Origin of the sequence: Nocardia sputorum, from assembly GCF_027924405.1 — a bacterium.
GTDB lineage: Bacteria > Actinomycetota > Actinomycetes > Mycobacteriales > Mycobacteriaceae > Nocardia > Nocardia sputorum.
Map to the genome: position 1 here is coordinate 1,397,202 of NZ_AP026978.1, position 26,111 is coordinate 1,423,312.

The 26,111-nt window shown below is 68.2% G+C and carries 29 protein-coding genes; 15 read left to right on the forward strand and 14 right to left on the reverse strand.

From position 1 onward, the window contains the following. Positions 1–112: 112 nt before the first annotated feature. Positions 113–667 (forward strand): ester cyclase, encoded by a 555-nt coding sequence (locus QMG86_RS06300; protein WP_281878243.1) that lies wholly within the window; start codon positions 113–115, stop codon positions 665–667. A 15-nt stretch (positions 668–682) separates the two neighbouring features. On the opposite strand, the gene QMG86_RS06305 is transcribed toward QMG86_RS06300, so the two are convergent. Further along, positions 683–1,411, reverse strand: a complete 729-nt coding sequence (locus QMG86_RS06305) for a TetR/AcrR family transcriptional regulator (RefSeq protein ID WP_281878244.1) — start codon at positions 1,409–1,411, stop codon at positions 683–685. A 597-nt stretch (positions 1,412–2,008) separates the two neighbouring features. Further along, positions 2,009–2,314: a hypothetical protein gene (locus QMG86_RS06310; protein ID WP_281878246.1), complete on the reverse strand. Its 306-nt coding sequence runs from the start codon at positions 2,312–2,314 to the stop codon at positions 2,009–2,011. On the opposite strand from QMG86_RS06310, the gene QMG86_RS06315 reads away from it, so the two are divergent. Beyond that, positions 2,286–2,744, forward strand: a complete 459-nt coding sequence (locus tag QMG86_RS06315; RefSeq protein ID WP_281878247.1) for a DUF6545 domain-containing protein — start codon at positions 2,286–2,288, stop codon at positions 2,742–2,744. The genes QMG86_RS06310 and QMG86_RS06315 overlap by 29 nt on opposite strands. Positions 2,745–2,793: 49 nt before the next feature. Here the strand turns inward: QMG86_RS06315 and QMG86_RS06320 are convergent, their stop codons facing one another. After that, entirely contained in the window at positions 2,794–3,195 is a 402-nt protein-coding gene (locus tag QMG86_RS06320) for a PaaI family thioesterase (RefSeq protein WP_281878249.1), read from the reverse strand. A 166-nt stretch (positions 3,196–3,361) separates the two neighbouring features. On the opposite strand from QMG86_RS06320, the gene QMG86_RS06325 reads away from it, so the two are divergent. After that, positions 3,362–4,219 carry a cyclopropane mycolic acid synthase family methyltransferase gene (locus tag QMG86_RS06325; RefSeq protein WP_281878250.1) on the forward strand — a complete coding sequence of 286 codons (858 nt, stop codon included), beginning with the start codon at positions 3,362–3,364 and terminating at the stop codon, positions 4,217–4,219. Between the two features lie 12 nt (positions 4,220–4,231). Here QMG86_RS06325 and QMG86_RS06330 read toward each other — a convergent pair whose 3' ends face one another. Both QMG86_RS06330 and QMG86_RS06335 read right to left on the reverse strand, forming a co-directional pair. Beyond that, positions 4,232–4,981 carry an SDR family oxidoreductase gene (locus QMG86_RS06330; protein WP_281878252.1) on the reverse strand — a complete coding sequence of 250 codons (750 nt, stop codon included), beginning with the start codon at positions 4,979–4,981 and terminating at the stop codon, positions 4,232–4,234. A 64-nt stretch (positions 4,982–5,045) separates the two neighbouring features. Further along, positions 5,046–5,417 carry an Rv1352/Rv1906c domain-containing protein gene (locus tag QMG86_RS06335; protein ID WP_281878254.1) on the reverse strand — a complete coding sequence of 124 codons (372 nt, stop codon included), beginning with the start codon at positions 5,415–5,417 and terminating at the stop codon, positions 5,046–5,048. Between the two features lie 533 nt (positions 5,418–5,950). Here QMG86_RS06335 and QMG86_RS06340 point away from each other — a divergent pair. The 3 genes from QMG86_RS06340 to QMG86_RS06350 all read left to right on the forward strand — a co-directional run bounded on the left by QMG86_RS06340 (position 5,951) and on the right by QMG86_RS06350 (position 8,835). Then, complete coding sequence (locus tag QMG86_RS06340; RefSeq protein ID WP_281878256.1) at positions 5,951–7,327, forward strand: N-acetylmuramoyl-L-alanine amidase; 1,377 nt, start codon at positions 5,951–5,953, stop codon at positions 7,325–7,327. Positions 7,328–7,421: 94 nt separating this feature from the next. Continuing rightward, positions 7,422–8,456: a CobW family GTP-binding protein gene (locus QMG86_RS06345; RefSeq protein ID WP_281878258.1), complete on the forward strand. Its 1,035-nt coding sequence runs from the start codon at positions 7,422–7,424 to the stop codon at positions 8,454–8,456. A gap of 187 nt (positions 8,457–8,643) precedes the next feature. Then, the gene (locus QMG86_RS06350; RefSeq protein WP_281878260.1) at positions 8,644–8,835 is read left to right on the forward strand and encodes a hypothetical protein; all 192 of its coding nucleotides are present in this window, start codon (positions 8,644–8,646) and stop codon (positions 8,833–8,835) included. Here QMG86_RS06350 and QMG86_RS06355 read toward each other — a convergent pair. The 4 genes from QMG86_RS06355 to QMG86_RS06370 form a co-directional block, all read right to left on the reverse strand. Continuing rightward, positions 8,759–9,838 carry an AraC family transcriptional regulator gene (locus QMG86_RS06355; RefSeq protein ID WP_281878262.1) on the reverse strand — a complete coding sequence of 360 codons (1,080 nt, stop codon included), beginning with the start codon at positions 9,836–9,838 and terminating at the stop codon, positions 8,759–8,761. The genes QMG86_RS06350 and QMG86_RS06355 overlap by 77 nt on opposite strands. A 163-nt stretch (positions 9,839–10,001) precedes the next feature. After that, positions 10,002–10,436: a molybdenum cofactor biosynthesis protein MoaE gene (locus tag QMG86_RS06360; RefSeq protein WP_281878263.1), complete on the reverse strand. Its 435-nt coding sequence runs from the start codon at positions 10,434–10,436 to the stop codon at positions 10,002–10,004. Further along, entirely contained in the window at positions 10,423–11,484 is a 1,062-nt protein-coding gene (gene moaCB / locus QMG86_RS06365) for a bifunctional molybdenum cofactor biosynthesis protein MoaC/MoaB (RefSeq protein ID WP_281878265.1), read from the reverse strand. Before moaCB ends, QMG86_RS06360 begins: the two co-directional genes overlap by 14 nt. Continuing rightward, positions 11,481–12,725: a molybdopterin molybdotransferase MoeA gene (locus QMG86_RS06370; protein WP_281878266.1), complete on the reverse strand. Its 1,245-nt coding sequence runs from the start codon at positions 12,723–12,725 to the stop codon at positions 11,481–11,483. Before QMG86_RS06370 ends, moaCB begins: the two co-directional genes overlap by 4 nt. Positions 12,726–12,900: 175 nt before the next feature. Between QMG86_RS06370 and moaA the strand changes: the two genes are divergently transcribed. Together moaA and QMG86_RS06380 are read left to right on the forward strand one after the other, a co-directional pair. Further along, positions 12,901–13,959, forward strand: a complete 1,059-nt coding sequence (moaA, locus tag QMG86_RS06375; RefSeq protein ID WP_281878267.1) for a GTP 3',8-cyclase MoaA — start codon at positions 12,901–12,903, stop codon at positions 13,957–13,959. After that, positions 13,952–14,194 (forward strand): MoaD/ThiS family protein, encoded by a 243-nt coding sequence (locus QMG86_RS06380; protein WP_281878268.1) that lies wholly within the window; start codon positions 13,952–13,954, stop codon positions 14,192–14,194. Before moaA ends, QMG86_RS06380 begins: the two co-directional genes overlap by 8 nt. A gap of 36 nt (positions 14,195–14,230) precedes the next feature. Here the strand turns inward: QMG86_RS06380 and nadE are convergent, their stop codons facing one another. Both nadE and QMG86_RS06390 read right to left on the reverse strand, forming a co-directional pair. Continuing rightward, positions 14,231–15,055 carry an NAD(+) synthase gene (gene nadE / locus QMG86_RS06385; RefSeq protein ID WP_281878269.1) on the reverse strand — a complete coding sequence of 275 codons (825 nt, stop codon included), beginning with the start codon at positions 15,053–15,055 and terminating at the stop codon, positions 14,231–14,233. 22 nt (positions 15,056–15,077) lie between these two features. Next, positions 15,078–15,683 carry a TetR/AcrR family transcriptional regulator gene (locus QMG86_RS06390; protein ID WP_281880801.1) on the reverse strand — a complete coding sequence of 202 codons (606 nt, stop codon included), beginning with the start codon at positions 15,681–15,683 and terminating at the stop codon, positions 15,078–15,080. Between the two features lie 143 nt (positions 15,684–15,826). Between QMG86_RS06390 and QMG86_RS06395 the strand changes: the two genes are divergently transcribed. The 5 genes from QMG86_RS06395 to QMG86_RS06415 all read left to right on the forward strand — a co-directional run bounded on the left by QMG86_RS06395 (position 15,827) and on the right by QMG86_RS06415 (position 20,672). Then, on the forward strand, positions 15,827–16,396 hold the full coding sequence (locus QMG86_RS06395; protein WP_281878270.1) for an NAD(P)H-dependent oxidoreductase: 570 nt from the start codon (positions 15,827–15,829) through the stop codon (positions 16,394–16,396). Between the two features lie 390 nt (positions 16,397–16,786). Continuing rightward, positions 16,787–17,020 (forward strand): glutaredoxin-like protein NrdH, encoded by a 234-nt coding sequence (gene nrdH, locus QMG86_RS06400; RefSeq protein WP_043729459.1) that lies wholly within the window; start codon positions 16,787–16,789, stop codon positions 17,018–17,020. Between the two features lie 53 nt (positions 17,021–17,073). After that, a complete protein-coding gene (nrdI, locus tag QMG86_RS06405) occupies positions 17,074–17,535 on the forward strand; it encodes a class Ib ribonucleoside-diphosphate reductase assembly flavoprotein NrdI (protein ID WP_281878271.1) in 462 nt (153 codons plus the stop codon). A 62-nt stretch (positions 17,536–17,597) separates the two neighbouring features. Further along, positions 17,598–19,679 (forward strand): class 1b ribonucleoside-diphosphate reductase subunit alpha, encoded by a 2,082-nt coding sequence (gene nrdE, locus QMG86_RS06410; protein WP_281880802.1) that lies wholly within the window; start codon positions 17,598–17,600, stop codon positions 19,677–19,679. Positions 19,680–19,847: 168 nt separating this feature from the next. After that, positions 19,848–20,672, forward strand: a complete 825-nt coding sequence (locus QMG86_RS06415; protein ID WP_281878273.1) for an SAM-dependent methyltransferase — start codon at positions 19,848–19,850, stop codon at positions 20,670–20,672. A gap of 8 nt (positions 20,673–20,680) precedes the next feature. Here the strand turns inward: QMG86_RS06415 and QMG86_RS06420 are convergent, their stop codons facing one another. Both QMG86_RS06420 and QMG86_RS06425 read right to left on the reverse strand, forming a co-directional pair. Then, the gene (locus QMG86_RS06420; RefSeq protein ID WP_281878274.1) at positions 20,681–21,673 is read right to left on the reverse strand and encodes an LLM class F420-dependent oxidoreductase; all 993 of its coding nucleotides are present in this window, start codon (positions 21,671–21,673) and stop codon (positions 20,681–20,683) included. Positions 21,674–21,815: 142 nt separating this feature from the next. Then, positions 21,816–22,046, reverse strand: coding sequence for a hypothetical protein (locus QMG86_RS06425; protein ID WP_281878275.1), 231 nt, complete (start codon positions 22,044–22,046; stop codon positions 21,816–21,818). Positions 22,047–22,312: 266 nt separating this feature from the next. On the opposite strand from QMG86_RS06425, the gene QMG86_RS06430 reads away from it, so the two are divergent. Further along, complete coding sequence (locus QMG86_RS06430) at positions 22,313–22,786, forward strand: hypothetical protein (RefSeq protein WP_281878276.1); 474 nt, start codon at positions 22,313–22,315, stop codon at positions 22,784–22,786. 436 nt (positions 22,787–23,222) lie between these two features. Further along, positions 23,223–25,025 (forward strand): serine/threonine-protein kinase PknD, encoded by a 1,803-nt coding sequence (locus QMG86_RS06435; RefSeq protein ID WP_281878277.1) that lies wholly within the window; start codon positions 23,223–23,225, stop codon positions 25,023–25,025. 112 nt (positions 25,026–25,137) lie between these two features. Here QMG86_RS06435 and QMG86_RS06440 read toward each other — a convergent pair whose 3' ends face one another. Continuing rightward, on the reverse strand, positions 25,138–26,085 hold the full coding sequence (locus tag QMG86_RS06440) for a TauD/TfdA dioxygenase family protein (protein WP_281878278.1): 948 nt from the start codon (positions 26,083–26,085) through the stop codon (positions 25,138–25,140). Positions 26,086–26,111 lie beyond the last annotated feature (26 nt).

Genomic DNA, 26,111 nt, shown 5'->3' on the forward strand with positions numbered 1-26,111 from the left:
GTTATTCCGATGTTATTCCGCGTCATTCGGCGCCGGTTCACCGAGAGCTGTTGAGTCCGCGCTCCATTCGTGGCTACCATGGCTCGTCGAATACGCACTGGGGTGAAAGGCGATGGGCGTGGATCCGTACAACACCGGGCAGTTCCGTATCGAGCCGGAGGCCGAACCCATCGAAAGCGCCGCGTGGTTGCTCGAGTTCACCGAGCAATACATCGCGGGCTGGAACAGCGGAGACGGTGCGGCGGTCGCGAAATGCGTCACCGAGGACACGATCTGGCACGATCCGTCGCTGGACGCGCCCGCGCACGGGCGGGCGGGCGTGGAGAAGTTCGTCACCGATACGGTGCGCTCGTTCCCGGATGTCGCCTACACCAATCCGTTCGCGCCGGTGCTCGCCGCGGACAACCGGCTCGCCCTCGTGCCGTGGCGGATGACCGGCACCCACCTCGGTCCGATCGACCCGCCCGGGTTCGGGCCGACCGGCAAGCGCATCGATCTGCTGGTCATCGACGCGTGGCAGTTCCGCGACGGGCTGATCTGGCGCAGTCAGGCCACCTGGGACCTCACCGAGATGTTGCTTCAATTGGGGCTGATGCCACCGCGCGGGAGCGCCGCCGAGCGCGCGATGGCACGCGCCCAGCGGTTCAGGTCCCGGCTGCCGTTCTGACCCGGACGCGAGCGGTCAGTCGCCGAACAGCGTGGCGAACCGTTCCACGGCGAGCAGGACCGCCGCGCCGACGGTCTCCAGTTCCGCGCCCATGCCGACGAGCAGATTCACGATCGCGGGCACCAGCACTTCGAGCAGACCGTCGTCGCCCAGATGGCCGGCCATCTCCAACTGGACGAAGCCGAACAGTCCCATCCACAGCTGTGCCGCGGCGGAACGGACGTCCGGCGTGTTGATCAGCCCGGCGTCCTGCGCGCGCTGCACCGCGCCGACCACGTGGTCGAAGGTCTCCGCGTAATGCTCGAACTCCGAATCGTGCCCCGCCACCAGCACATTGCCGCGGTTGATCTTGAGGTCGATGCGGGTCCCGGTGCCGAACATCAGCTGGAAGAGTTCCGGCCTGCGCTGGGCCTCGTCGCGGAACACGAGGCCGAGCACGAGCAGATCCGTGATCGGTTCGTCGGTCACCCCGGCTGCGGTCATACGCTCGGCCAGCTGGGCGAAGCCGGCGGATCCCGCGGCTCGGATCAGGCCGGGCATCCCCCCGAAGTTGGAATACACCGCCATCGTGGAGACCCCGCACATCCGCGACACGCGGCGGACGGTGAGCGCATGCAAGCCCTCGGTCGACACCACCTCGACGGTCGCGTCGATGAGACGATCACGCAACGCGGTGTTCATCGAGTCCGTCCCGGCGGCCGGGCGCACGGCTAGTTCAGTTGTTCCGGCAGTCTGCTTGCTCATCGCTTCCGTTTCCCCAGCGCGGTCACGCCGCGACGCATAGATCCGCTAGTGCGCTGTCCTCGGGAAGGCGGTACCGCCGCTCGACCGAGCGCGCCACGGGTGTGACCACCGCGCGGGCCGACGGCCGCGGCCGGAGTGTTCGCGCACGGCCCGGCCGTGGTGGGGGAACGACATCTGTTCCGATCGATGCACCTTCGACTCGCTCGGTCCGGAAAGCTGATCGTGGTTCATCGCGCACAGATATCTCCGTTCTTGCCGCACGAACGGGCGGGCAGAGCATGAGGTGGAGCCGCGTTCGCGGACTACGCAGAGCAGACGCACCCGCCTGGAGGTGCGTGTCGGAGGTGAGTGTCGTCACTGAAACTCTATGTGATACACCGTAACATCCACAGTCATTCGACCAAATCTTTTGCGCCCTTTTCCAATTCGTCCCCGAGTGCGGCGCTGTGACTTCGCACGAGCTACGCACGGGGATTCTGGGCTCGGTGACAATCGGTGCGCGCGTCACCCCGGTAATCGGAACGGGATGCCGAAAAAGGGACAAACAAGACATATGCTCGGTGCCCGGAAGTGTGAATCGGGTCTGGAACTGCGCGGTCACGAACATCCGGCAACGGTATCGTTCGCGGCCGACAGTTTCGCGGGTGGGAGGTCGGCCGGTGTCATCTGTTCCGGGAATGATCGCCTGGCCTGCGCTCGGGCTTCGTCGCGCTGGTCGGTGCGGGCCGCCTGCTGCTTCTGCGCGACACGGTGGTCGACCGACTGGTGAATCGGCTGTTCGTGTGGGGCGTGCTGAGCCTGCTGCTGTACCGGTGCACCATGACGCCCGGTATCGCGAGCCTGACGCGGCAGCCGGCCGGGCTTGGGTACGCAGGTGCTCAGGATCGAGGCGACGGTCACCATCTGTCTGACGCTCGACGCGGCGCTGGTCGCGATTCCGCTGGTGCGGGCCCTGCCGGACACGGCGGAACTCGACCGGCCCGGGCGATCCTGCCGCAGGCTGCGCCCGCTGTGGCGAGATCTCACCGCCGCCGTGCCCGAGATCGTGCTGCGGCCCGCCGCAGACGAGCGGGATGATGCGAAGGTCCGGCTGCTGCGGATGACGGTGGAGATCCAAGACGCGCTCCTGCAGCTCGGACGCTATGCTCCGGCGACCGCCGAGCCGGTCGGATCGGGATGCCCGCTGACCGACTACGCGCGTCAAGTGGCGTGCGCGGCGGCCGCGCGCCGGTCCGGGTCGGCGCCGGACGGCCGGACCGCGGTGCGGCTGCCGATCACCGCCGCGGATTTCGACGCGGGACTGCGGCAACTGCTCGACCTGGCCCGCGTGTAACCGGCCGCCCGCGCGGCGGCGGGATGAGCGGCGCGCGGACGGCCTGCGGCTAGAGCACCGCTTGGGTCTGGGTGACCTTCGCGACCAGCTTGTCCGCGTCGTCCCGGACGACGGTCTCGACCACGATGAACGAGCGCCCGGCATGCAGCGGGGTAGCCGACGCGATGGCGTGCCCGGAGCGGACGGCGCGCAGGAAATTGGTCTTCGACTCCACCGTGGTGGTGCCCTGCTTGCCTTCGGGCAGGTTCAGGAACGCGCAGACCGCGCCGGTGGCGTCGGCCAGCGACATCAGCACCCCGCCGTGCAGCACCCCGCCGAGCGTGCACAGTGATTCGTCCCAGGCCAGGCGGCTGCGGACCAGCTCGGGTCCGTGGGCGAGCACCTCGACGCCGAGGCGCTCGGTGAACGGCATGGTCTGGTGGAACAACTTGGTGCCCGTCTCATCGATCATGGGCGCGATCTTGCCCGTCGCCGGTCGCGGAGTCGATTACCTCAGGGGTAATCGCCCGTTGTCCTACGGAGACCTGCACATCGGTTCGGTATCGGTCGGCGTGTGGTGAAACGCCGCGGCGGGTGCGGGGGTATCAGTGCATGAACCCGATGAACAGGAGAACGCGATGACCGACCTCCAGCCGTTCTATCGGCAGGTGCAGGCGCACTACGACCTTTCCGACGAGTTCTACGCGCTTTTCCTCGACCCGACGATGACCTATAGCTGTGCCTACTTCCAGCAACCGGACCTGACGCTCGAGCAGGCGCAGCGCGCCAAGATCGATCTGGCGCTCGGCAAGCTCGACCTGCGGCCGGGAATGACCCTGCTCGACGTCGGATGCGGCTGGGGCTCGACGATGCTGCGTGCCGCCACCGCCTACGGCGCCGAGGTGGTGGGCTTGACGCTCAGCCGCAATCAGTACGACTACGTCACGGACAAGATCGAGCGCGAGCGCATCCCGGGCGCGCAGGTCCGGTTGCAGGGCTGGGAGGAATACGACGGCGCGGCCGATCGGATCGTCAGTATCGGCGCGTTCGAGCATTTCCGGCGGTCCCGGTACGAGGCGTTCTTCGAGCGATGCCACCGGATGCTGCCGCCGGACGGCCGGATGCTGCTGCACACCATCGTCGGGTACACGCTGAAAGACCTGCGGCGGATGCAGATTCCCGTCACCCGGGAAGACGCGCTGTTCCACATCTTCATCAAGCGGGAGATCTTCCCTGGCGGACAACTGCCGCACCCCGCCGAAGTCACGCGGCTGGCCGGACGCGCAGGGCTCGGCACGGAGAGGATGCAGGAGTTGCGGCCGCATTACGCGCGGACCCTCGACTGCTGGGCGGAGGCCCTGCGGGCGCACCGGGAGGAGGCGGTGGCCCTCGCGTCCGAAGAGGTCTACCAGAGATACCTCAAATACCTGACCGGGTGTGCGGCGCAGTTCCGCGCAGGCCGCATCGACGTCATCCAGTTCACGCTGGTCAAGTGACCGGCGGCCGGGTCAGCTCAGCCGCGCCACCAGGGCATCGGGCAGGTGGGGCAGCGCGAGGTCGACCAGCCGCCACGGCCAGCCGGGCACGCAGGCCCGCCGCCGCTCCTTCTCGATGGCGGCCACCATGGCCGCGACGCCTTTGTCCAGGGGCGCCACCATCCGTGCGTCCCCCGCCTTGGCGGCCATGTCCGTGGCGATGAACCCCGGCAACAGCGTGGTCACCGTGATCGGCGAACGGGCCAGTTCGGTGGCCAGCGCCTCGCCGAGCGCCGCCAGTCCGGCCTTGCTCGCCGAATAGGCCGCCTTCTTGCCGGGAAGGCCGCGGACCGCGCTCATCGAGGCGACCAGGACGAGATGTCCGGCTCGCTGGGCGTGGAAGATCTCCAGCGCCGCTTCCGCCTGCGCCAGCGCGCTGACGAAGTTCGTCGTGGCCGTCGCGAGGTTCGCGTCCGCGCGTCCGCTGCCGACCCGCGCGCCCTTGCCGATACCGGCGTTGACGATCACGCGGTCCAGGCCACCGAGTTCGTCGCGCAGTTCCTCGAAGACGACCGGCACCGCCGCGTGGTCGTCCACGTCGAGGGCGCGCACGGCGACGGTGATTCCGGGATGGGTCGCCGCCAGCTCGTCGCGCAGCGCCGTGAGCGCGTCCAGCCTGCGGGCGCACAGCGCGAGATCGCGACCCTTGGCCGCGAAGTCACGCACCATGGCGGCCCCCAGGCCCGCGCTCGCCCCGGTGATCAGAATCCTCTTCCGCGTCATGCGGCTGACCCTAGCCTTTGTTGAACGCGAGTCAATATGCCGCCTGTGTGCGGTGCCCGTTGATTCAGCCGCCGAACGAGCCGGTCGGCGGCGACGCGGGCAGCAACCGCCACGGCCCGCAGTTCTCGGTCTTGAACCCGACGTCGGTCGCCTTGATCTCCACCCGGACGGGGCCGAGCCGGGTGTAGTTGTTCGCGATGATGTACTGCATGTTCGTGCTGTCGCCCTCGACCTTCCAGAGCCTTCGCCAATCGCAGGCGTAGGCGGGGTCGGGGGTGCCGGGCGCCTCCCAGACCCCGGGCGCGATGTCGACGCCGACCAGGTAGACGCCGTCGTGTGACATGGTGTTCGCGGGTTCGGCCGCCGCCGTTCCCGTGGCGAGCAGCGTCACCGCAGTGGTCATGGCTCCCGCGAACAGGAGTGCGCGCGCACGCATACCGATTCTCCTTGCCTTGTACTACCGCCGCGTCCACGGTCGTCGTTCTCCCGTCGGCGCGGCCGACCCGAGACCCCCGATCTCCGCGGCAAGGAATACCAGAACCGACCAGGCGGTGTGCCCCGAATCCGGGAATCTGCGCGGGTTCGGTCTCCGGCACGCCGCAATCGGCGAACTCGTCCCGTTACGTGCTCGACTTCACCGACGGTTTCGTCGATGACCTCTCGGTAGCACAGCTACTGGCCACGACACCCTGTGCCCGCTGTGCTGTGGTCGCCGGTGCGTCCCGCCCACCAGGAAGTCGTCGACGATTTCGGCGCGCCGATCGGCGTGCCGAAGCCGCAAATGCATTACGCTCTGCTATCTCCGCGCAAACCGCCTGGCCGAGGTTGATCGCCGGGTGTCGCGCATGCTGTAACACTTCGATCACGCAGCTTGCTTTGCTGATACACGCGTTGCCAGAGTGAACCACTGGGTTTGGTGTTACAAGTGGGAAGGGAGGGGCGCCCCGTTCCAGGGGCGCCGACCGCACTATGAAGCCAAGCATCGTCAAAGCCGGTATCTGTACCGCCGTCACGGCGGCGGTAACGGTGACGCTGTCCGGGTTGCTCCCGGTCACCGCACAGGCGGAGCCGTCACCGCTGGACATGTCCAAGAAGCTCGCAGGCAAGACCGTTTTCCTCGATCCCGGTCACCAGGGATCGAACCACTCCCAAGACTTGGCAAGACAGGTCAGCGATGGTCGCGGCGGCACGAAGGACTGCCAGACCACCGGCATGACCACCATGAACGGCGTTCCCGAGCACACCATTACCTGGAACGTCGCCCAAGTCGTCAAGACGTCGCTGGAAACGCTCGGCGCGCACGTGGTGCTGAGTCGCCAAGACGACCTGAACTGGGGCGGCTGCATCGACGACCGAGCCCGCGCGGCGAGCCAGTCCGGCGCGGATCTCGCCGTGAGCATTCATGCCGACAGCGCGCCCGCGCAGTATCGCGGGTTCCACCTGATCGTCCCGGAACTGCCCATCCCGAATCTGATCATCGATCAGGCGCAGGCGGGAGCGGGTCTCGCCGCGTCCAAAGCGGTGCGCGACGCCTACCGCGAGGCGGGATTCCCGCCCGCGAACTACGGCGGTGTGGTGGACGGTCTGCAGACCCGTAAGGACGTCGCCGGGCCCGCCCTGACCACCGTCCCGGTCGTCTTCCTGGAGATGGGCAACGGCGCCAATCCCGAAGACGCGGCGCTGCTGGAAACACCGGAGGGCCAGCTCAAGCACGCCATCGCGCTGACCACCGGCGTGGTCGGGCACCTGCTCGGCGCACCGCGGCCGGGTGCCGCGCCGGATCAGCAGACCGGGCAGACCGCTCCGCAGGGCTCCACGCTCGACCACCCGGCGGCGTCCCCGGAGACCTCGCAGGGGCAGACGGTTCCGGGTGGTCCACCGGCGCAGACGAACCCGGTGGTACCGCAGGCTCAGACGATTCCCGCGGTGCCGCAGAACTCCACGACTCCCGGAGCGCCGCAGAGCCAGGCAGCGCCGCAGAGTTGGACGATCCCCGGAGTGCCGCAGGGTACGACGCCCGGAGCGCCGCAGAGCCCGGCGGCTCCCGCGGTGCCGCAGGCACAGTCCGTTCCGGGCACGTCGACGCCGAAGCCCGCCCCCGGTACGGCGACACCCCAGTCTCCGGGCACCTCGGCGTCGCCGACATCGCCGGGTACGTCCGGGACCCAGTCGTCGGGCACGCCGAACGCGCAGCAGTCACCCGGGACCGCCGGGGGCAACGCCTCGATCATGGAACTGCTGATGCCGCTGGCGAAGCTGCTCGGCTTGGACAACAACGCCATCGCCACGGAGCTGATCAACCTCGGCTACAGCCTGGCGGGCATGCTGCTGGGCCCCTCGAAGTAGTTCGCACATCGAACCCGCCGGACGCCACTCTCACCGCCGCGAGGGTGGCGTCCGGCTTTCCGCCCGGGTCGCGCGGCGCACTAGGGTGAGCGGAATGGCTGACCGGATTCCTGTTGTGCTCGTCGCGGGGTTTCTCGGTTCCGGGAAGACCACGCTGCTCAACCATTTGCTCCGGGACAACCGGGGAACCCGGATCGGCGTGGTGGTCAACGACTTCGGGGCGATCAACATCGACTCGATGCTGGTCGCCGGACAGGTCGACGCCATGGTCTCGCTCGGCAACGGCTGCGTGTGCTGCGCGGTCGACGTCACCGAACTGGACGAGCTCTTCGCCCGGCTCACCCAGCCGCGCGCCGGGATAGACGTGATCGTGGTGGAAGCCAGCGGCCTGGCCGAGCCGCGCAACCTCATCCGGATGGTGCTCGGCAGCGACAATCCGCGCCTGCGCTACGGCGGGCTGGTCGAAGTGGTCGACGCCGAACAGTTCCCGCAGAGCAGCGCCCGCCACCCGGAACTGCGCACCCATCTGCGGCTGGCCGATCTGGTGGTGGTGAACAAGGCCGATCGGGTCGCGCCCGAGCGGCTCGCCCGGCTGCGCGCGGACATCGCGGCGCTGGTCGGTTCGGTGCCGGTGTACGCCACCACCTACGGCCGGATCGATCCGGGGCTGCTGTTCGACGAACCGCTGCGCGCGCGCCCGGCAGTGGCCGAGCAGCTGAGTTTCGACGAACTGCTCATCGAGCACGACCACGAGGACCACGCCGGGCACCGTCATCTGCACGACGACTACACCAGCGTCTCGTTCGCCAGCGGACGAGCGTTGGACCCGCGCAAGTTGATCGGCTTCCTGGAGGACCCGCCCGCGGGATTGTTCCGGGCCAAAGGGTTCGCCGCCTTCGGCGTGGCCGACGAACGCAGGAAGTTCGTCCTGCAGATGGTCGGCCGTCACATCGTCTTCGAGCCGGGCACCTGGTCGCGCGGCGAGTCACGAGGCGCGCAGCTGGTGCTCATCGGGGCGGGCCTGCACACCGACACGGCCCTGGCCCGGCTGCGCGACACCGTGCACGACACCGCCGAACCGCTCGACGCCCAGAGCATGCTCGGCGTGCGGCGCTACACGCCGCACTGAGCGCATCGGATTTTGGCGCGTTCGGTCGCGACCTGTCGCGTTCGGTGCTGGTAACCGAGCGGTCTTTTCATGAGACTGAATGCGTGTCCGCCGGGCGGTGGGCACCGGGAGCTTACTGCCGCGCGCGGCGCCGCTCGGCAGCCGATCCGTAACCGACCGAATCGTTCCGCTACCGATGGGAGTATCCGTGTCAGATTCCATGGAGAGCGCCACCGCTTACGTCATCGAGGCGCTGGAGGCCAAGGGCACCGCCACCCGCGACGACTTCGACGTTCCCGCGATCGTCGCCGAGACCCACGCCATCACCAACAGCTGGGATTTCCGGGCGATCGAGGACGCGACGTTCTGGTCGATCGCCGCGCGGTTCCTGAGGCAGTGAACGTCTGCTCGACCCGCGGCACGGACGCGGCAGGCGACCACCGCCGAGCCGCTCGCCGCAACGATCCCGGGTCGGAGTAGCCGAGGATCTCCGCCTGGCGCGCCGGGCTCAGCGGACCGGTGGCGGTCGCGGCGACCCACCGCGTGCCGCGCGCCCGGTCCAGCTCCGCGCGCCACGTGGTACCCGCCTCGCGCAACCGCCGCTGCAGCGTGCGCGGGCTGGTGGCCAGTCTGCGCGCCACCCGCTCCAAAGACGCGTCGCCTTCGTCCAAGCAGTCCGCCAAGGCGGCCGCGACGCGCTCCGGCCAGGCGGTGGCCAGCGGTGGCGGTGGCGGCAGCGCGGCGGCCAAGGGCTGGAGAATGCCGGCCAGAACCGGGTCGCTGGTCGTCAACGGCCGGTCCATGTCCGCGGCGCGGAAGGTCATGGCGTCCACCGGCGCGCCGAACTCGATCGCGGTGGTGCCGAAGACCTCGACGAAGGTGCCGATCTTGGCGGGGGCGTGCTGGCGCAACGAGACCCGCACCGGGGCCAGCGGTTCGCGCACCACCCGCCGCGCCCGGCTGAGCACCGCGCTGAGGCCCCACAGCTGGGTGAGATCGCGGCCGCGGCCTTCCCCGTCGATCATGTCGAGATACAGGGTGACCTCGTCATCGTTCTCCGCGACCAGGTCGAATCGGTGGTTGGTGGTCACCGCGGTGACGTACGGCCCGCAAGTCGCCAATCCGGCGCCCAGCGTCGGCGCCGAGGAGAACAGGTAGTCGTACAGACCCAGACAGGTGAGCTGGTAGCGGCTGGCCACATTCAGGGCGACGTCCGGGTCGCCGAGTTCGTGTTCACCGATCTCCCACAGCCGGGAGAACGTCTGGCTGGGCAGGTGCAGGTCGTCGCCGGCCATGGTCCACTCCGGCAACCCGGATTCCCGCAGCAGCAGGTCGCGGTCGAGGCCGGCCGCGATGAGTTGCGAGATGACGAATCGGTGGAGCAAGACCTGGTCGGTTCCCATCGCGTGCTCCCTTCTCCCACCGCGACCGATCGGCTCACACGCGCAGCGAGACCGAGCGCGTTCCGTCCCCGGGGCCGCGGCCGTTGCGAGGACGACGACACCGCGACGCGCACACGCTATACCGGCCGTGTTGATTCGTCATGAGTTTCATGTCACGGACAGATCACCCGCAGGCGTTCACCCATTCGGACAGGCCGTCGGCGAACAGCTGCCGCTTCCAGATCGGGACTTCGTGCTTGATCCGATCCACCAGTTCCGCGCACGCCGTGAAGGCCGCGCCGCGATGCGCCGCCGCCACCGCGACGACGATCGCGCGGTCCCCGATGCCGAGCGAGCCGACGCGGTGCACGGCCGCGACCGGCAAGCCGTGCGCCGCGGCGACTTCCGCGCAAACGGTGCGCAGGAAACGCTCCGCTTGCGGGTGCGCGGAGTATTCCAGGGCCGAAACCGCTTGTCCCCCGTCGTGATCGCGGACCTTCCCGGTGAACACCACGACCGCGCCGTAGTGCGGTCCGGTGACCGCCTCCTCGACCTGCGCTGGGTCGAGCGGCTGGTCGCTGATCCGGGCGAGCCGGACCGTGGCCTCAGCCGTTGTCATGACTTCCACCTCCGGCGACTTGTGCGAGCAGATGATCCAGCAGCGGTTCGAGCACCGCGATGCCGTCTCGGACGCCGCCCGGCGAGCCGGGCAGATTCACGATCACCGAGCGTCCGGCGAGCCCCGCCACGCCCCGGCTCAGCGCCGCCAGCGGGAACTTCGCGGTGCCGCGCTGCCGGATCGCCTCGGCCACACCGGGCAGTTCGCGGTCGAGCAGCGCGAGGGTGGCCTCCGGGGTCGCGTCGGTGGGGGAGGCGCCGGTCCCGCCGGTGCTGACGACGAGCGCGGGTTCGAAACGCAGCGCGTCGGCCAAGCCGAATTCGATCTCGGCGTCGGCGTAGACCAGCGGGCCACGCACCGAGAAGCCGAGACCGGTCAGCCAGTCCACGAGCACCGGCCCGGTGGTGTCCTCGCGGGTGCCCGCCGCGACACCGGTCGAGGCGACCAGCACCACCGCCGAGCGTTCCTCCTCGGCGAACTCCACCTCGGCGTACTCGGGGGTGTCCGGCTCGGCATCCACCTCGTCGAGGGGAAGTTCTTCGCTGGTCACCGCCTCGATTTCCGCGGGGGCTTCGTCGGCCGGGCGCTCCCAGTGCCCGCGCTTGCCGCCTTCTTTGGCGAGCAGCCGCACGCCGTCCAGCGTCGCCGCGGGGTCGACGGCCTTCACCATGTCGTGCAAGGTCAATCCGGCGACCGCCACCGCGGTCAGCGCTTCCATCTCGACGCCCGTGGGGCCCTTGGTCTTGGCGGTGGCCTCGATCGTGATGGCGGTGTCGGTGAAACCGAACTCGACGCGCACCGACGACAGCGCCAGCTGATGGCACAGCGGGATCAGTTCGGAGGTCTTCTTCGCCCCCGCGATGCCCGCGATCCGGGCGGTGGACAGCACGTCAGCCTTCGGCATGTCGTCGGCTCGCACCAGCGCGACCACCTCGGCCGTGGTGCGCAACTCGCCTGCCGCGACGGCGATCCGGGTGGTGTCGCTCTTCTCGCTCACGTCCACCATGCGGGCGCGGCCTTCGTGGTCGACATGGGACAACTCGCTCATAACAACCACACTCGCACAAGCGCCCCGGCGGGCAGCGCGGTGACCTCGGCGGGCACATCGATCAGCACGTCGGCCTGCGCCATCGCCGCCACCAGATGCGAGCCCGGACCGGACGCAACCTCGACCGCCCGCGGCTGCCCCTGCGCGGGCGGTTCACCCGGATGCCCGCGGATCAGCTTGCCGCGCAGGAACTGACGCTTGCCCTCCGGCGAGCGCGGCACCGCGCCGACCAGGGGAAGCTCATAGGTGTCCACCGTGGGCAGACCGGCGAGGTGACGCAGTATCGGGCGGGCGAACACCTCGAAGGACACCATCGTGCTGACCGGATTGCCGGGGAAGCTGAGCACCGGTACCCCGTCGACGACGGTCAGCCCCTGCGGACCGCCCGGTTGCATCGCGACCGAGCCGAACCGCCCGCCCATCGGCTCGAGCACGTCCTTGACCACCTCGAAGTCGCCCTTGGACACCCCGCCGGAGGTGAACACCACGTCGGCGTGCTCGGTCGCCGCCGACAGCAGCGCGCGGAAACGCGCCGGATCGTCGGTGCTGTGCGCCACCGAGACGACCTCGACGCCGTTGGCCGCCAGCGCCGCGGCGAGGGCGATGCCGTTGGAGTTGTAGATCTGCCCGGGACGCAGCGGTTTTCCGGCCGCCACCAGCTCGTCGCCGGTGGTGATCACCGCACCGCGCACCGCGCGGAAGACCGCCACCGCGGATAAGCCGACCGCGGCGAGGGCGGCGACGTGCCGGGGGGCGAGCCGGGCGCCCGCCCGCACGAGCAGATCGCCGGTCCGGACATCGGTGCCCGGTTCCCGCACGAATTCCCCTGCGCTGCGGCCGCGTTCGATGGTCACCGTGCCGTCGCCCACGCTGGCGTCCTCCACCGGCACGACGCAGTCCGCGCCGGGCGGGACCGGCGCGCCGGTCATCACCTTCATCGCCGCGCCCCGCGGCAGCGGCGTCCGGCCCGCCGCGCCTGCCGCGACCACGCCGGCCAAGGGCAGGGTGACCGGCGCGACCAGCACCGATTCGGCGCGCACCGCGTAACCGTCCATCGCGGAGTTGCGGAAGACCGGCAGGTCGATCGGCGAACGGACGTCCTCGGCCAATTGCCTGCCCAGCGCCGACGCCACCGCGACGGTCTCCACCGTGCGCGCGGCCAGGGGCCGCAGCAGCTGTTCGATGCTGTCGCGGTAGTCGTCGACGGGCTCGGCCGAGACGCCGGCGGGCCGAGGGTTCATGCGAGTCAGCCTAACGCCCGATCCGGGCGGTTTTCCGCCGCTGTCGCGGTGCGCCGGTCGGTGCGCAGGTCGCCGGCGCCGTGCTCGCCCCGTGGCGGTCGCCTCACCGCCGATCCGTGACCTCGGTGAGCATTCCGCCCGCAGACGAATCGGGACAGGCGGTCATAATGGACGTGTGACTCTGGTCGAGATCGGGATTCCCGCGGTGCGTTCCGGGCGTCCCTCGCTCGCCGGCCGTCCCGACACCCCCTACTTGCTGGATCGTTTCGGACGCGTCGCCCGCGACCTGCGCGTATCCATCACCGAGAAGTGTTCGCTGCGCTGTACCTACTGCATGCCGGAGGAGGGGCTGCCGGAGATACCCCGGGACGAACTGCTCACGCCGGACGAGATCGTGCGTCTGGTGCGCTTGGCGGTGCGGGATCTGGGCGTGCGCGAGGTCCGCTTCACGGGGGGCGAGCCGCTGATGCGCCGCGACTTGGAACAGATCATCGCGGGCTGTCACGCCGCGGTGCCGCACATCCCGCTGGCGATGACGACCAACGGCATCGGGCTCGAGCACCGCGCCTTGGGCCTGGCCGCCGCCGGCCTGCATCGGGTGAACGTCTCGTTGGACACGGTGGACCGGGCCGGTTTCGCGCGGCTGACGCGCCGCGACCGCCTCGAATCGGTGTTCGCCGGGATCCGTGCCGCCCGCGCCGCCGGACTGGCCCCGATCAAGGTCAACGCCGTCTTGATGCGCGAAACCCTCTCCGGCGCTTCCGATCTGCTGCGCTGGTGCCTGGACGAGGGCTGCGAGCTGCGCTTCATCGAGGAGATGCCGCTCGACGCCGACCACGAATGGGCACGCGCCAACATGGTCACCGCCGCGGAGCTGCTCGACGTGCTCGGCACCCGGTTCGAGCTCAGCGAGGCCGGTCGCGCCGATCCGTCGGCCCCCGCGGAGAAATGGCTGGTCGACGGCGGGCCCGGCACCGTGGGCATTATCGCCACGGTGACCCGCAAGTTCTGCGACACCTGCGACCGTACCCGGCTCACCGCGGACGGCATGCTGCGCTCCTGCCTGTTCAGCGACCAGGAGTTCGACCTGCGCCAAGCGCTGCGCTCCGGTGCGGCCGACGAGGAGGTCGCGACCCTCTGGCGTGGTGCCATGTGGAACAAATGGGCAGGTCACGGCATCGATGCCGAGGGCTTCGTCCCCCCGGAGCGGACGATGGGAGCCATCGGTGGTTGAGATTCGCTATTTCGCCGCGATCGCCGACGCCGTGGGCAAGGACAGCGAAACCCTCGACTTCCCGGCCGGAGCGACGGTGGCCGACCTGCGCGCGGCCCTGTCGGCCGCCTACGGCCCGGATCTGGACAAGATGCTGTCGGTGTGCGCCTACCTGATCGGTGACGAACTCACCCGCGACCCCACGGTCGCGCTGAGCCCGCGCGTCGACGTCCTGCCACCCTTCGCGGGCGGGTGAACGCGACCCGCCGCGCGGCGGGTCGCGGCGGGACGCTCAGCGCCACCAGGTGTCGAGCGGGGTCACCGGAACGGTGCGCTTGTGCCGGGTGTTGCGGAAGATGGTCTCCAGTCGTTCGGCGACCTTCCGCGTGACTTCGTTGCCCTCCAGGTAGTCGTCGATCTCGCTGTAGCGCAGTCCGAGCGCCTCCTCGTCGGGCAGGGCGGGCCGGTCGTCTTCCAGATCGGCGGTGGGCACCTTCGACCAGATGCTGGCCGGCGCGCCGAGTTCCTGGAGCAGGGCGGCGCCTTGGCGCTTGGTGAGACCGGTGAGCGGGGTCAGGTCGACGCCGCCGTCGCCGTACTTGGTGAAGAATCCGGTGACCGCCTCGGCCGCGTGGTCGGTGCCGACCACGAGCAGGTTCTCCTGTCCGGCCAGCGCGTATTGGAGCACCATGCGCTCGCGCGCTTTGATGTTGCCGCGCACGAAATCTCGCAGCCGGTCCACCTGCAACGCCGACGCCGCCTCCGCGGCCGCGGCGTTCGCGCTGGGCCGGACGTTCACCACGACCTGCCGGTCGGGCCGGACGAACGTCAGCGCGGTGCGCGCGTCGGCCTCGTCGGCCTGCACGCCGTAGGGCAGCCGGACGGCGAGGAAGGTCGCGTCCACGTCCTCGTCCCGCAGTTCCTCGACCGCGAGCTGGCACAGCCGTCCGGCCAGCGCGCTGTCCTGCCCGCCGCTGATGCCGAGGACGTAACCTCGTGCGGGGGTGGCGTTCAGATAATCCTTGAGGAAATCGATCCTCCGGCGGATCTCCTTCTTCGGTTCGATCGTGGGCTGGACACCCAATTCACTGATGATCTGTTCGCGCAGGTTCCCCATGGCGCCCGAGTCTACTGGCGATTCAGGAGGCGACAATGCGCCGAACGACGTGCTCCCAGTTGTCGCCGATCTGCTCGCGGGTGTAGCCCAGCACCTGCATCTGGTGCATGACCAGCGCGGCGCCCAGCATCGCCAGGAGTGCGTCGGCGATGAGCCTGGCATCCCCGGGCGCGCCTGCCTGCCGCAGCAGCATCACGACGTGTGCGCGCAGCAATCCGTACGGCCCGCCCGAGTAACGGTCACCCGCTTCGCCGAGTTCGGCGGCGCGGTGCAATTCGCCTTCCACCTCGATGTCCAGCAGCCGGGCCCGCCCGAAGGCGACCAGCCGCTCCACCGGCGGTGCGCCGGGGCCGAGCGGCGGCGGCCCGAAGATGAACGACTCCTGGTACTTCTGCTCGGAATGGTCCAGCAGCGCGAGCATCAGGCCGGATCTGCTGCCGAATCGGCGGAACACCGTGCCCTTGCCGACCCCGGCGCGTTTGGCCAGCGCGTCCATGGTGAGGCTGTCCACGCCTTGCTCGCGCACCAGCTGCTGCGCCGCGTCCAGCAGCAGCCGCCGGTTGCGGGCCGCGTCGGCGCGCTCGGCGGGCTCGGACGTGCCGGGCAGCGGCGCGCCGACGTCGACCAGCCGGCGCGAGCCGTCGGCGGACGCGTCGGGTGTGGGGTAGTTCACAGCGCTCACGCCGACTCCGCGGGAAGTAATCGGACCATGGTCCGGTTAGTGTGTGGTGAACGTACGGACACCACCTCATCAGTACACCAGGAGTCGTCATGAGTCAGACCCGCATTCTCGCACTCGTCGGTAGCCTGCGCGCCGCCTCCGTCAACCGGCGACTGGCCGAGGCCGCGGCGCACACCGCGCCGGAGGGTGTCGAGGTCACCCTCTACGAGGGACTCGCCGACATTCCGTTCTACAACGAGGACATCGACGTGCCCGGCTCCGTGCCCGCGGCCGCCCAGGCGCTGCGCGACGCGGTCGCCGAGGCGAACGGCCTGCTGGTGGTGACGCCGGAGTACAACGGCACGCTGTCGGCGGTGCTGAAGAACGCGATCGACTGGGCCTCGCGTCCGTACGGCGCCGGGGCCATCAAAGCCAAGCCCACCGCCGTGGTGAGCGCGTCGATCAGCCCGAACGCGGCCCAGTGGGCGCACGGCGACGCGGTCAAGGCGCTCGGCGTCGCGGGAGCGAAGGTGGTCGAGTCCGCGCATCTGCACTTCGGCGTGATCGGCGAGCGGTTCGGCGCCACGCACCCGCGCGACGACGCCGAGGCGCTGACCCAGCTGGCCGCCACCGTGCGCGATCTGGTCGAGGCCACGCGCGGCGAACTCGCGTCGGTGTAAGCTCCATCTCCGGTCTCGGACGAGGGTCACCGCTCTGCATGCAGCGGTGGCCCTCTTCGTTTGCCCTGAGGTTTGCTGTAAGTATGCTGACACGCCGAAGAGTGATCTGCGCCACTGTTTGATCCTGAGGTGAATCGAGCGTACTGGTACTTCTCTCGATGGAATTTCACCAATGTGACTCGCTACATGTCGTGTTGTAGGAATCTGTCGGCCACTAGGTGTAGTGTCTTCGCTACTGGAAGACGGCGAGAGACCTCACTCGGTAGGAGTCGGCCACGCGTGGCTGATCAGGGGATTCGAGTCCGGCTCCAGGAGTTTGCGCAGCATACGTCGATCGTGCATTGCATACGGGTCAAGCTGTGGATCAGGCACAAGGAGAGAGGGATGTCAATGACCGTCACCGTGTACACCAAGCCCGCTTGCGTCCAGTGCAACGCCACCTACAAGGCTCTCGACAAGGCCGGGGTGGACTACGAGGTCATCGACATCTCGGAGAACGACGAGGCGCGTGACTTCGTCATGGCACTCGGATACTTGCAGGCGCCGGTCGTGGTGGCCGGGGACGATCACTGGTCGGGCTTCCGGCCCGACCGCATCAAGTCGCTCGCGACCGTGGCGGCCTGACGCTCCACCGCTTCCGGTTCGTCCGGGCTGCTCGCGAGAAGAGGAAGGCGACCATGTCGGAGACGGCGGCGCTGGTCTACTTCTCCAGCGCTTCGGAGAACACGCATCGCTTCGTCGAGAAGCTGGGCCTCCCGGCGACTCGCATACCACTGCACACCGCCGACTCACTGCGCGTCGACGCACCGTACGTGCTGATCGTCCCCACCTATGGGGGCGGTCGGCACGTGCTCGGGGGCGATCGTTCCGACAAGGATTTCGTGCCGCGGCAGGTCGCCAAGTTCCTCAACGATCCGCACAACCGCGCGTTGCTGCGCGGGGTCATCGCGGCGGGCAACACGAACTTCGGCGACACCTTCTGCTACGCGGGCGACCTCATCGCGCGCAAGTGCGGGGTGCCGTATCTGTATCGCTTCGAACTCATGGGAACCGCTGAGGACGTCGAACGCGTCCGAGAGGGATTGGGATTGTTTTGGCAACAGCAACGACAGCACCGGCCGGAAAGACAGCTCGCTTAGAGCAGCCCCCGGTCCGCGGCGCCGAAGCGGGCGAGGTCCTCGACTACCACGCCCTCAACGCGATGCTGAACCTGTACGGTCCGAACGGGGAGATCCAGTTCGACAAGGACCGTGAGGCCGCCCACCAGTACTTCTTGCAGCACGTCAATCAGAACACCGTCTTCTTCCACAATCTGGACGAGAAGCTGGACTACCTGATCGACGAGAACTACTACGAGGCGGAAGTCATGGAGCAGTACAGCCGCGAGTTCATCAAGAAGCTGTTCCAGCAGGCCTACGCCAAGAAGTTCCGGTTCCCCACCTTCCTCGGCGCCTTCAAGTACTACACCTCGTACACGCTGAAGACCTTCGACGGCAAGCGCTACCTGGAGCGCTTCGAGGACCGGGTGTGCATGGTCGCGCTCACGCTCGCCGCCGGTGACGAAGCGCTGGCGGGCAAGCTGGTCGACGAGATCATCGACGGCCGTTTCCAGCCGGCCACCCCGACCTTCCTGAACTCGGGCAAGAAGCAGCGCGGCGAGCCGGTGTCATGTTTTCTCCTTCGCATCGAGGACAACATGGAGTCCATCGGCCGCTCGATCAACTCCGCGTTGCAGCTGTCCAAGCGCGGCGGCGGGGTCGCGTTGCTGCTGAGCAACATCCGTGAGCACGGCGCGCCGATCAAGAAGATCGAGAACCAGAGCTCGGGCGTCATCCCGATCATGAAACTGCTCGAGGACTCGTTCTCCTACGCCAACCAGCTCGGCGCGCGGCAGGGCGCGGGCGCGGTCTACCTGCACGCGCATCATCCGGACATCTACCGGTTCCTGGACACCAAGCGGGAGAACGCGGACGAGAAGATCCGCATCAAGACGCTCTCGCTGGGCGTGGTCATCCCGGACATCACCTTCGAGCTGGCCAAGAAGAACGAGGACATGTACCTGTTCTCGCCCTACGACGTGGAGCGCATCTACGGCAAGCCGTTCGCCGACATCGACGTCACCGAGAAGTACTACGAGATGGTCGACGACAAGCGCATCCGCAAGTCGAAGATCAAGGCGCGCGAGTTCTTCCAGACCATCGCCGAGCTGCAGTTCGAGTCCGGGTATCCGTACATCATGTTCGAGGACACGGTGAACCGGGCCAACCCGATCGCGGGCAAGATCACCCACTCCAACCTGTGCTCGGAGATCCTGCAGGTCTCCACGCCGTCGGAGTTCAACGACGACCTGTCCTATGCCAAGGTGGGCAAGGACATCTCCTGCAACCTCGGATCGCTGAACATCGCCAAGACGATGGACTCGCCCGATTTCGCGCAGACCATCGAGGTGGCCATCCGGGCGCTGACCGCGGTGTCGGACCAGACCCACATCTACTCGGTGCCGTCCATCGAGCAGGGCAACAACTCCTCGCACGCCATCGGCCTCGGGCAGATGAACTTGCACGGTTACCTTGCGCGCGAACGGATCCACTACGGGTCCGAAGAGGGCATCGACTTCACGAACATCTACTTCTACACCGTGGTCTACCACGCCATCCGGGCGTCGAACCGGATCGCGATCGAGCGCGGCGCCTACTTCGGCGGCTTCCCCGAATCGAAGTACGCCAGCGGTGAGTACTTCGACAAGTACACCGAGCAGGTGTGGGAGCCGAAGACCGATCGCGTCCGGCAGCTGTTCGCCGACGCGGACGTGCACATCCCGACCCAGGACGACTGGCGTGAGCTGAAGGCATCGGTCATGGAGCACGGCATCTACAACCAGAACCTGCAGGCGGTCCCGCCGACCGGGTCGATCTCCTACATCAATCACTCCACCAGCTCCATCCACCCGGTGGCGTCGAAGATCGAGATCCGCAAGGAAGGCAAGATCGGGCGGGTCTACTACCCGGCGCCCTACATGACCAACGACAACCTCGAGTACTACGAGGACGCCTACGAGATCGGCTACGAGAAGATCATCGACACCTACGCCGCGGCCACGCAGCACGTGGACCAGGGACTGTCGCTGACGTTGTTCTTCAAGGACTCCGCCACCACGCGCGACCTCAACCGCGCCCAGATCTACGCCTGGCGCAAGGGCATCAAGACCCTCTACTACATCCGCCTGCGCCAGATGGCGCTGGAGGGAACCGAAGTCGAAGGTTGCGTCTCCTGCATGCTGTAGGTCCGTAGCGGACAGGGGCCTCCTACCCGGAGGCCCCTGTCGCATTCTCCGGTCACCGGGATCGCGCTCGGCCCAGCTCCGCCGCCTCGGTTCCCCACAATGTGCTGGGAGCCGACCGCGTCTGGAATAAGCTGGGGCAGAAGCGATCCGGTAGTGATGGGAACGACGATGACCGATCTCGGCGGCGACGGGCAGCCGCTCCGGCCGATTCACGACGCGAGCGTGCCGAGCAGTGCGCGGATATACGACTACGTCCTGGGCGGGAAAGACCACTATCAGGTGGATCGCGACGCGGCCGAGAAAGTCATCGCGGCGTTTCCGACCACCCGGGTCGCGGCTCGGCAGAACCGGCTTTTCATGCACCGCGCGGTGAACGCGCTCACCGCGCTGGGCGTGACACAGTTCCTCGACATCGGCACCGGCATCCCCACCGAGCCGAACCTGCACCAGGTAGCGCAGGCGCCGGCGCCCGAAGCGCGGGTGGTCTACGTGGACAACGACCCGATCGTGCTGTCCCACGCCCGCGCCTTGCTCACCGGCACGCCGGAGGGGCGCACCGCGTACGTCGACGCCGACCTGAAGGACCCCGAGGCGATCCTGTCGGCGCCCGAACTCCACGACACACTGGACCTGAAGCGTCCGGTAGCGCTGAGCCTGGTCGCCGTGCTGCACTTCCTGTCCGACGACCAGGACCCCTACGGCATCGTCGAGACCTTGCTGGATGCCCTCGCGCCGGGTTCGTTCCTCGTCGTCTCGCATATCACCGCCGACCTCGAACCGGAGATGATCACCGAGGCGCTGAACGTGTACCGGCAGAGCGGGGTCTACGCCCAGACCCGCACGCGAGACGAATTCGCCCGCTTCTTCAGCGGGTTGGATCTACTGGACCCGGGCATCGTCATCACCAACCAATGGCGTCCGCAGGGCGAGTCACCATCCTGGCTCGACGCGCAAGTGAACTGCTGGAGCGCCGTCGGGCGCAAGCTGGGTTGATCATGTGATCAACTCAAGGCCGGGAGCACTTCGCGTTCGAAGAGTTCGATGCCCGAGGTGTCGTAGGCGGACTCGGGGAAGTTGAAGATGGCGTAGCCGAGGCCGAGATCGGCGACTCGGCGCAGGTTCGCCACGATCTGCTCCGGGGTGCCGGTGGCGGCGCCGCTGTTGTACAGCTGGGCGAAGTAGGATTCGGTCGCGTCGGTGCCGATGACGGGCGTCAGGCGGGCCTTCAACGCCGCGAGACGATCGTCGACTTCGGCCTGGGTCGAGCCGATGACGACGTTGAAGTTGGCACTGCGGATGATCGCGTCGAAGTCGGTGCCGACGTCGGCGCAGTGCGCGCGCAGCACCTCGGACTTGTGGGTGAACTCCTCGGGATTGCCGCTGAAGTTGGTGTATTGCGCGTACTTCGCGGCGATGCGCAGCGTCTTCTTCTCGCCGCCGCCTGCGATCCACAGCGGGATACCATTCTCCTGCAGCGGAAGTGGACGCACGATCGCGCCGTCGAGCTGGTAGTACTTGCCGTCGAGGGTGGCCGAACCACTGGTCCACGCCTGCCGGAAGATCTGCACACCCTCGTCGAGGCGGCCGAGCCGTTCGCCCGCGGATGGGAAGCCGTAGCCGTAGGCGCGCCACTCGTGTTCGTACCAGCCACCGCCGATGCCCATCTCGACGCGTCCGCCGGAGATCAGGTCGACCGTCGCGGCCACCTTCGCGAGGTAGGCCGGGTTGCGGTAGCTGATCGCGGTACACATCTGACCGAGGCGGATGCGCGAGGTGGTCGCGGCGAAGGCCGACATCAGCGTCCACGCTTCGTGCGTCGCCTCCTCGGTGGGGACCGGGACGGTGTGGAAGTGGTCGTACACCCACAGCGATTCCCACGCCGGGTTCGCGTCGGCGCGCTGGGCGAGGTCTCGCATCACCCCCCATTGGTCTGCCGGGTCGATGCCCACCAGATCGAGCCGCCAGCCCTGCGGGATGAAGATGCCGAAGCGCACGAATATCTCCTTCGTGTGTACCCGAACCGCCACGGCGAACGCCGCGGCTTCGTACCTCACTGTTACCAGTCCACTGCGGTCTGGCAACCGTTCGGCGCTCGGCGCACCGAATTCCGGCCGTGTGCGGCGGAACCCATCGGCGCTACCACCAGATAGTTGCGAGCCAGGTCGCCACCAGCGTGAGAAGGAGCAGCAGGAGATCCAACCCGATCACATCGCGTTCGCCCCGGCTCCGATGCAGCGCGAGCCCGCCCACCTGGATCAGTGCGAGCCCGGCGGCTGCCGCGACCGCCGCGATGCCGGTGGGTGGCGGCAGGACGAGTCCGAGCGTCCAGCACACCGACGAGGCGCACGAATCCCAGCGACACCGCACCGATCCAGCCCATCGGCCGCAGCCGGTCTGCCGACCGCACCACCTTGATCCCGCACGCGGTCGCTCGCCGCCCATCGCGCGGCGAACGACAAGCGGCAATGCTGAGAACGCGCATGGTTTTCGGTGTTTTTCCGGAAATGCTGCGCGTTGATGAAATCCGCTGGCGGCACAGGGGCTGAATGTCGCACGCTGGAAATCGTATGAACGAAGAAAGAAGACATCCGCATAATCGAAGGCAGCCTCGACTCGGCATCGATTTCGGCCGAGTGATCCAAGGGGCCGCTCTGGCCCCCGGCGACGAGGACACGGTGTTCCTCTCCGGCGGGCTCGAGGAGGCGCTGCGCACGCCGCCCAGCGCGGGCGCTTTCGACGTATTGCCGCGCCTGGTCCGGCGCTTCGAGGGCCGGGCGTGGATCATCTCGAAGTGCGGTCCCCGGATCGAGGAGCGCACTCGCCAGTGGCTCGACCACCACGACTTCTACGACCGGACCGGGATCGCACGCGACAATGTGCGCTTCTGCCGTGCGCGGGCGGACAAGGCGGTGCACTGCGCCGAACTCGGCATCACGCACATGATCGATGACCGCCTCGACGTGCACCGCGTCCTGCGTGATCTCGTGTCGCACCGGCTCCTGTTCGGCGCGCAATCCGAGCCGATTCCCGACTGGGTGCGCCACGTCCCGAGCTGGAATGACGTGGAGCGCGCCGTGCTGGAGACTATGCCGCCGGTGCGCTCGTAGTCCGGCATGAGGCAGGGCACCCGCCGCCGGCTCGGTCCTCGGCGGCACCCTGCGCATCGAAGGTGCTACCGGCCCACGCAGATCGGTGCAATCGATTCGATGTCGGACGGGCCCTCAGGGCAGATGGCCCGGCCTCCGAGGGTTGCTGGACGGCCGGTTTTCCGGGGTTGGCCGTAGACGTAGAGGTACACTGAATTCACACAGGTTGCTGGTGGTTTTCTGGGGCGCGATTCGCGTACTCGCGCCGGTGACACGGCAGTGCCCGGCCGCTTATCTGCCGGCATGAGCATGGTTGGGAAATCCGCACGCCACAGCAGCGCCGACGCTCGATTGTCCGGTCCCGGATATCTCACGAGTGTGCGGCTACCGCTCGGGCGCGGATCGGAATGCAAGCGAGTACACCGTTTGCCAGTCGGGGTGGTCACGGGACGGCGCAATGGATGAGACGGTAGCAGGAGACGGAGACGCCACTCAGAGGTCCGCGGAGGCGTTCGGACGTTATCGGCTGCTGTCGCTGCTGGGGCAGGGCGGCATGGGCCAAGTGTGGCGGGCGCATGATTCGCTGACCAACCGGGTGGTGGCGCTCAAAGTGTTGCCCGAGCGCTTCGCCGATGACGAGCAACTGCGTGAGCGGTTCCGCCGGGAGTGCCGGGCGGTGGCGCAGCTGACCGAGCCCCATGTGATCCCCATCCACGACTTCGGCGACATCGATGGTCGGCTCTATCTGAATATGCGCTTGATCGAGGGCACCGACCTGCGCACGGTGATCACGCGAGAAGGGGCCTTGTCGCCCCGGCGGGCGGTGGCGATCGTCGCCCAGGTGGCCGGTGCGCTGCAAGCGGCCCACGACGCCGGGCTGGTCCACCGCGACGTCAAACCCTCGAACATCCTGCTGGGGGCCGACGAGTTCGCCTCCCTGATCGACTTCGGGATCGCCCACGCCGCAGACGACCGTACGCTGACCGCGACCGGCGAGACCATCGGCACCGTCGCCTACATGGCGCCGGAGGAGATCGGCGCGGAGGTCAAGGCCGATGCCCGAGTGGACGTGTACGCGTTGACGTGCGTGCTGTACGAATGCCTGACCGGTCGGCCGCCGTTCGCGAGTGAATTCGGGATGCAGGGTGTGATCGCCCATCATCTGCACACCCCGCCGCCACGTCCCAGCACCACTACACCCGATGTACCGACCGAGTTGGACGCGGTGATCGCCAAGGGAATGGCCAAGAACCCCGACGATCGTTATCAGACCGTGCGCGAGCTGGCCGTGGCGGCCTGCGCCGCGGTGGGCGATTCCCCGGTCGGCACCACCGGGGGCGTCGCTGCGCGCCCTGGTCGGCGAATCAAATCGTCGCGCAAGACGGCCATGCTGCTCGCCGCCGCGGTCGCGGCGGCGGTGGTGGCCGTTGTAGCTGTCGTCCTCGGTGTCCAACGGGAATCAGGCGGCGGTGGCACTTCGCCCACAGCTATCGCCCCGGGCTATTCGTCACAGACTTCGCTGCCGTTCACCGGCGTCAGCCTGCCCACCGGTGTGGCGGTCGACGCCGCGGGCAACGTCTATGTCACCGACATGGGCAGCGATCGGGTGCTGAAATCTGCGGCGGGCGCGGCGGCGGCGACCCCGCTGCCGTTCACCGGCTTGAAGAATCCCCAGGACGTGGCGGTCGACGCCGCGGGCAACGTCTACGTCAGCGACACGAGCAATGATCGGGTGCTGAAGTTGGCGGTGGGCGCGGCGGCGGCGACCCCGCTGCCGTTCACCGGCCTGAAGGACCCCCACGGCGTGGCGGTCGGCAATACGGGAGACGTATACGTCGCCGATCGGGGCAATGATCGGGTGCTGAAGTTGGCGGCGGGCGCGGCGACGCCGACGACGCTGCCGCTGACGGGGCTCCAAGGTCCCGACGGTGTGGCGGTCGACCCGGCGGGCAACGTCTACGTCACCGAATTGGGTACCGAGCAGGTGCGGTTGTTGGCGGCGGGCGCGTCGGCGCCGACCATGTTGCCGTTCACCGGCCTCAAGGATCCACAGGGCTTGGCGGTCGACACATCGGGAGATGTGTACGTCGTCGACTGGGGTAACAAATGGGTCGTGATGTTGGCGGCGGGCGCGTCGACGCCGACCCCGCTGCCGTTCACCGGCCTCAAGAATCCCCAGGGGCTGGCGGTCGATCCGGCGGGCAACGTCTACATCACCGATCTGGGCCCCGATCCGGTGGTGAAACTCTCCGTCGGCTGATACTTCCGTTGCCGTACCAGGCGGTTGTCGTCTCGGCGAATCGGCGCGGTGGCGACGACGCGAAATCGGCCGGGCGCCGGCGAAGCGCCCGGCCGATTCCGCCTGTCGGTTCCTACGCGCCGGTGAACTTCGCTCCGGCAATGGACTTCGACGGCTCACCGTCGACGCCGACCGGGATGTCGCCCTCGAGGGTGGTGCGGTACAACACGCGGGTGACGTCGAGATGGTCCAGATCGCTCGGCGCGAGATGCGCGGTGGCGCGGTTGTCCCAGAACGCGAGACTGCCCTTCGTCCAGCGGAACCGGACCGTGTAGGCCGGGTTGGTCACCTCGTCGAACAGCAACCGCAGCACCGCGTCGCTCTGGGGCGGGGTGAGCCCGACGATCCGGGTGGTGAACCCGGGGTTCACGAACAGCGCCCGCTCGCCGGTCACCGGGTGCACCCGGACCACCGGATGCTCGGTGACCAGCGGCGCGGTCGCGACCTTCTTCGCGTAGTCGCTGTCGGAGTCCCAGATCGGACGGTTGCCGCCGAAGCGGTGTTCGGCGCGCAGCCCTTCGGCGAATCGTTTGAGCGACTCGGGCAGGTTCTCGTAGGCGGCGACGAGGTTCGTCCAGCCGGTGTCGCCGCCGCGCTCCGGGGCGATCTCGGCGCGCAGGATCGAGGCCGCGGGTGGGTTGATCAGCGCGGAGACATCGGTGTGCCACTGGTTGGTGTAGCTGTGCTTGCGCACCCCGAAGCGCTTCTCGTAGAGCCGGCTGTCGACCGCGAGGATCTCCGGGTATTCCGTGGGCGCGTCGTCGTCATAGGGGTGCGACGGCGTGACCGCGCCGAAGCGGCGGGAGAAGGCGATCTGCTGGGCGTGATCGATGTGCTGGTCGCGGAAGAACAGCACCTTGTAGGTGTGCAGCGCGTCGGTGATGGCCGCGACCTGCTGGTCGGTCAGCGGCTCACGGAGATCGACGCCGGAGATCTCGGCGCCGATGTGGGCGGCGACGGGGGCGACGTGCAGCGCGTCGGCGGTAGCGGTCGAGACGGGGGTTTCGTGGACAGCGGTCATCGGAAGAACTCATTTCGAACTAGAGG

Bases quoted from the DNA above. Each gene is read 5' to 3' on its own strand.
- QMG86_RS06300 (WP_281878243.1), top strand. From the start codon at position 113: ATGGGCGTGGATCCGTACAACACCGGGCAGTTCCGTATCGAGCCGGAG.
- QMG86_RS06305 (WP_281878244.1), bottom strand. From the start codon at position 1,411: ATGAGCAAGCAGACTGCCGGAACAACTGAACTAGCCGTGCGCCCGGCC.
- QMG86_RS06310 (WP_281878246.1), bottom strand. From the start codon at position 2,314: ATGGTGACCGTCGCCTCGATCCTGAGCACCTGCGTACCCAAGCCCGGC.
- QMG86_RS06320 (WP_281878249.1), bottom strand. From the start codon at position 3,195: ATGATCGATGAGACGGGCACCAAGTTGTTCCACCAGACCATGCCGTTC.
- QMG86_RS06325 (WP_281878250.1), top strand. From the start codon at position 3,362: ATGACCGACCTCCAGCCGTTCTATCGGCAGGTGCAGGCGCACTACGAC.
- QMG86_RS06330 (WP_281878252.1), bottom strand. From the start codon at position 4,981: ATGACGCGGAAGAGGATTCTGATCACCGGGGCGAGCGCGGGCCTGGGG.
- QMG86_RS06335 (WP_281878254.1), bottom strand. From the start codon at position 5,417: ATGCGTGCGCGCGCACTCCTGTTCGCGGGAGCCATGACCACTGCGGTG.
- QMG86_RS06340 (WP_281878256.1), top strand. From the start codon at position 5,951: ATGAAGCCAAGCATCGTCAAAGCCGGTATCTGTACCGCCGTCACGGCG.
- QMG86_RS06345 (WP_281878258.1), top strand. From the start codon at position 7,422: ATGGCTGACCGGATTCCTGTTGTGCTCGTCGCGGGGTTTCTCGGTTCC.
- QMG86_RS06355 (WP_281878262.1), bottom strand. From the start codon at position 9,838: ATGGGAACCGACCAGGTCTTGCTCCACCGATTCGTCATCTCGCAACTC.
- QMG86_RS06360 (WP_281878263.1), bottom strand. From the start codon at position 10,436: ATGACAACGGCTGAGGCCACGGTCCGGCTCGCCCGGATCAGCGACCAG.
- moaCB (WP_281878265.1), bottom strand. From the start codon at position 11,484: ATGAGCGAGTTGTCCCATGTCGACCACGAAGGCCGCGCCCGCATGGTG.
- QMG86_RS06370 (WP_281878266.1), bottom strand. From the start codon at position 12,725: ATGAACCCTCGGCCCGCCGGCGTCTCGGCCGAGCCCGTCGACGACTAC.
- nadE (WP_281878269.1), bottom strand. From the start codon at position 15,055: ATGGGGAACCTGCGCGAACAGATCATCAGTGAATTGGGTGTCCAGCCC.
- QMG86_RS06395 (WP_281878270.1), top strand. From the start codon at position 15,827: ATGAGTCAGACCCGCATTCTCGCACTCGTCGGTAGCCTGCGCGCCGCC.
- nrdH (WP_043729459.1), top strand. From the start codon at position 16,787: ATGACCGTCACCGTGTACACCAAGCCCGCTTGCGTCCAGTGCAACGCC.
- nrdI (WP_281878271.1), top strand. From the start codon at position 17,074: ATGTCGGAGACGGCGGCGCTGGTCTACTTCTCCAGCGCTTCGGAGAAC.
- nrdE (WP_281880802.1), top strand. From the start codon at position 17,598: ATGCTGAACCTGTACGGTCCGAACGGGGAGATCCAGTTCGACAAGGAC.
- QMG86_RS06415 (WP_281878273.1), top strand. From the start codon at position 19,848: ATGACCGATCTCGGCGGCGACGGGCAGCCGCTCCGGCCGATTCACGAC.
- QMG86_RS06435 (WP_281878277.1), top strand. From the start codon at position 23,223: ATGGATGAGACGGTAGCAGGAGACGGAGACGCCACTCAGAGGTCCGCG.
- QMG86_RS06440 (WP_281878278.1), bottom strand. From the start codon at position 26,085: ATGACCGCTGTCCACGAAACCCCCGTCTCGACCGCTACCGCCGACGCG.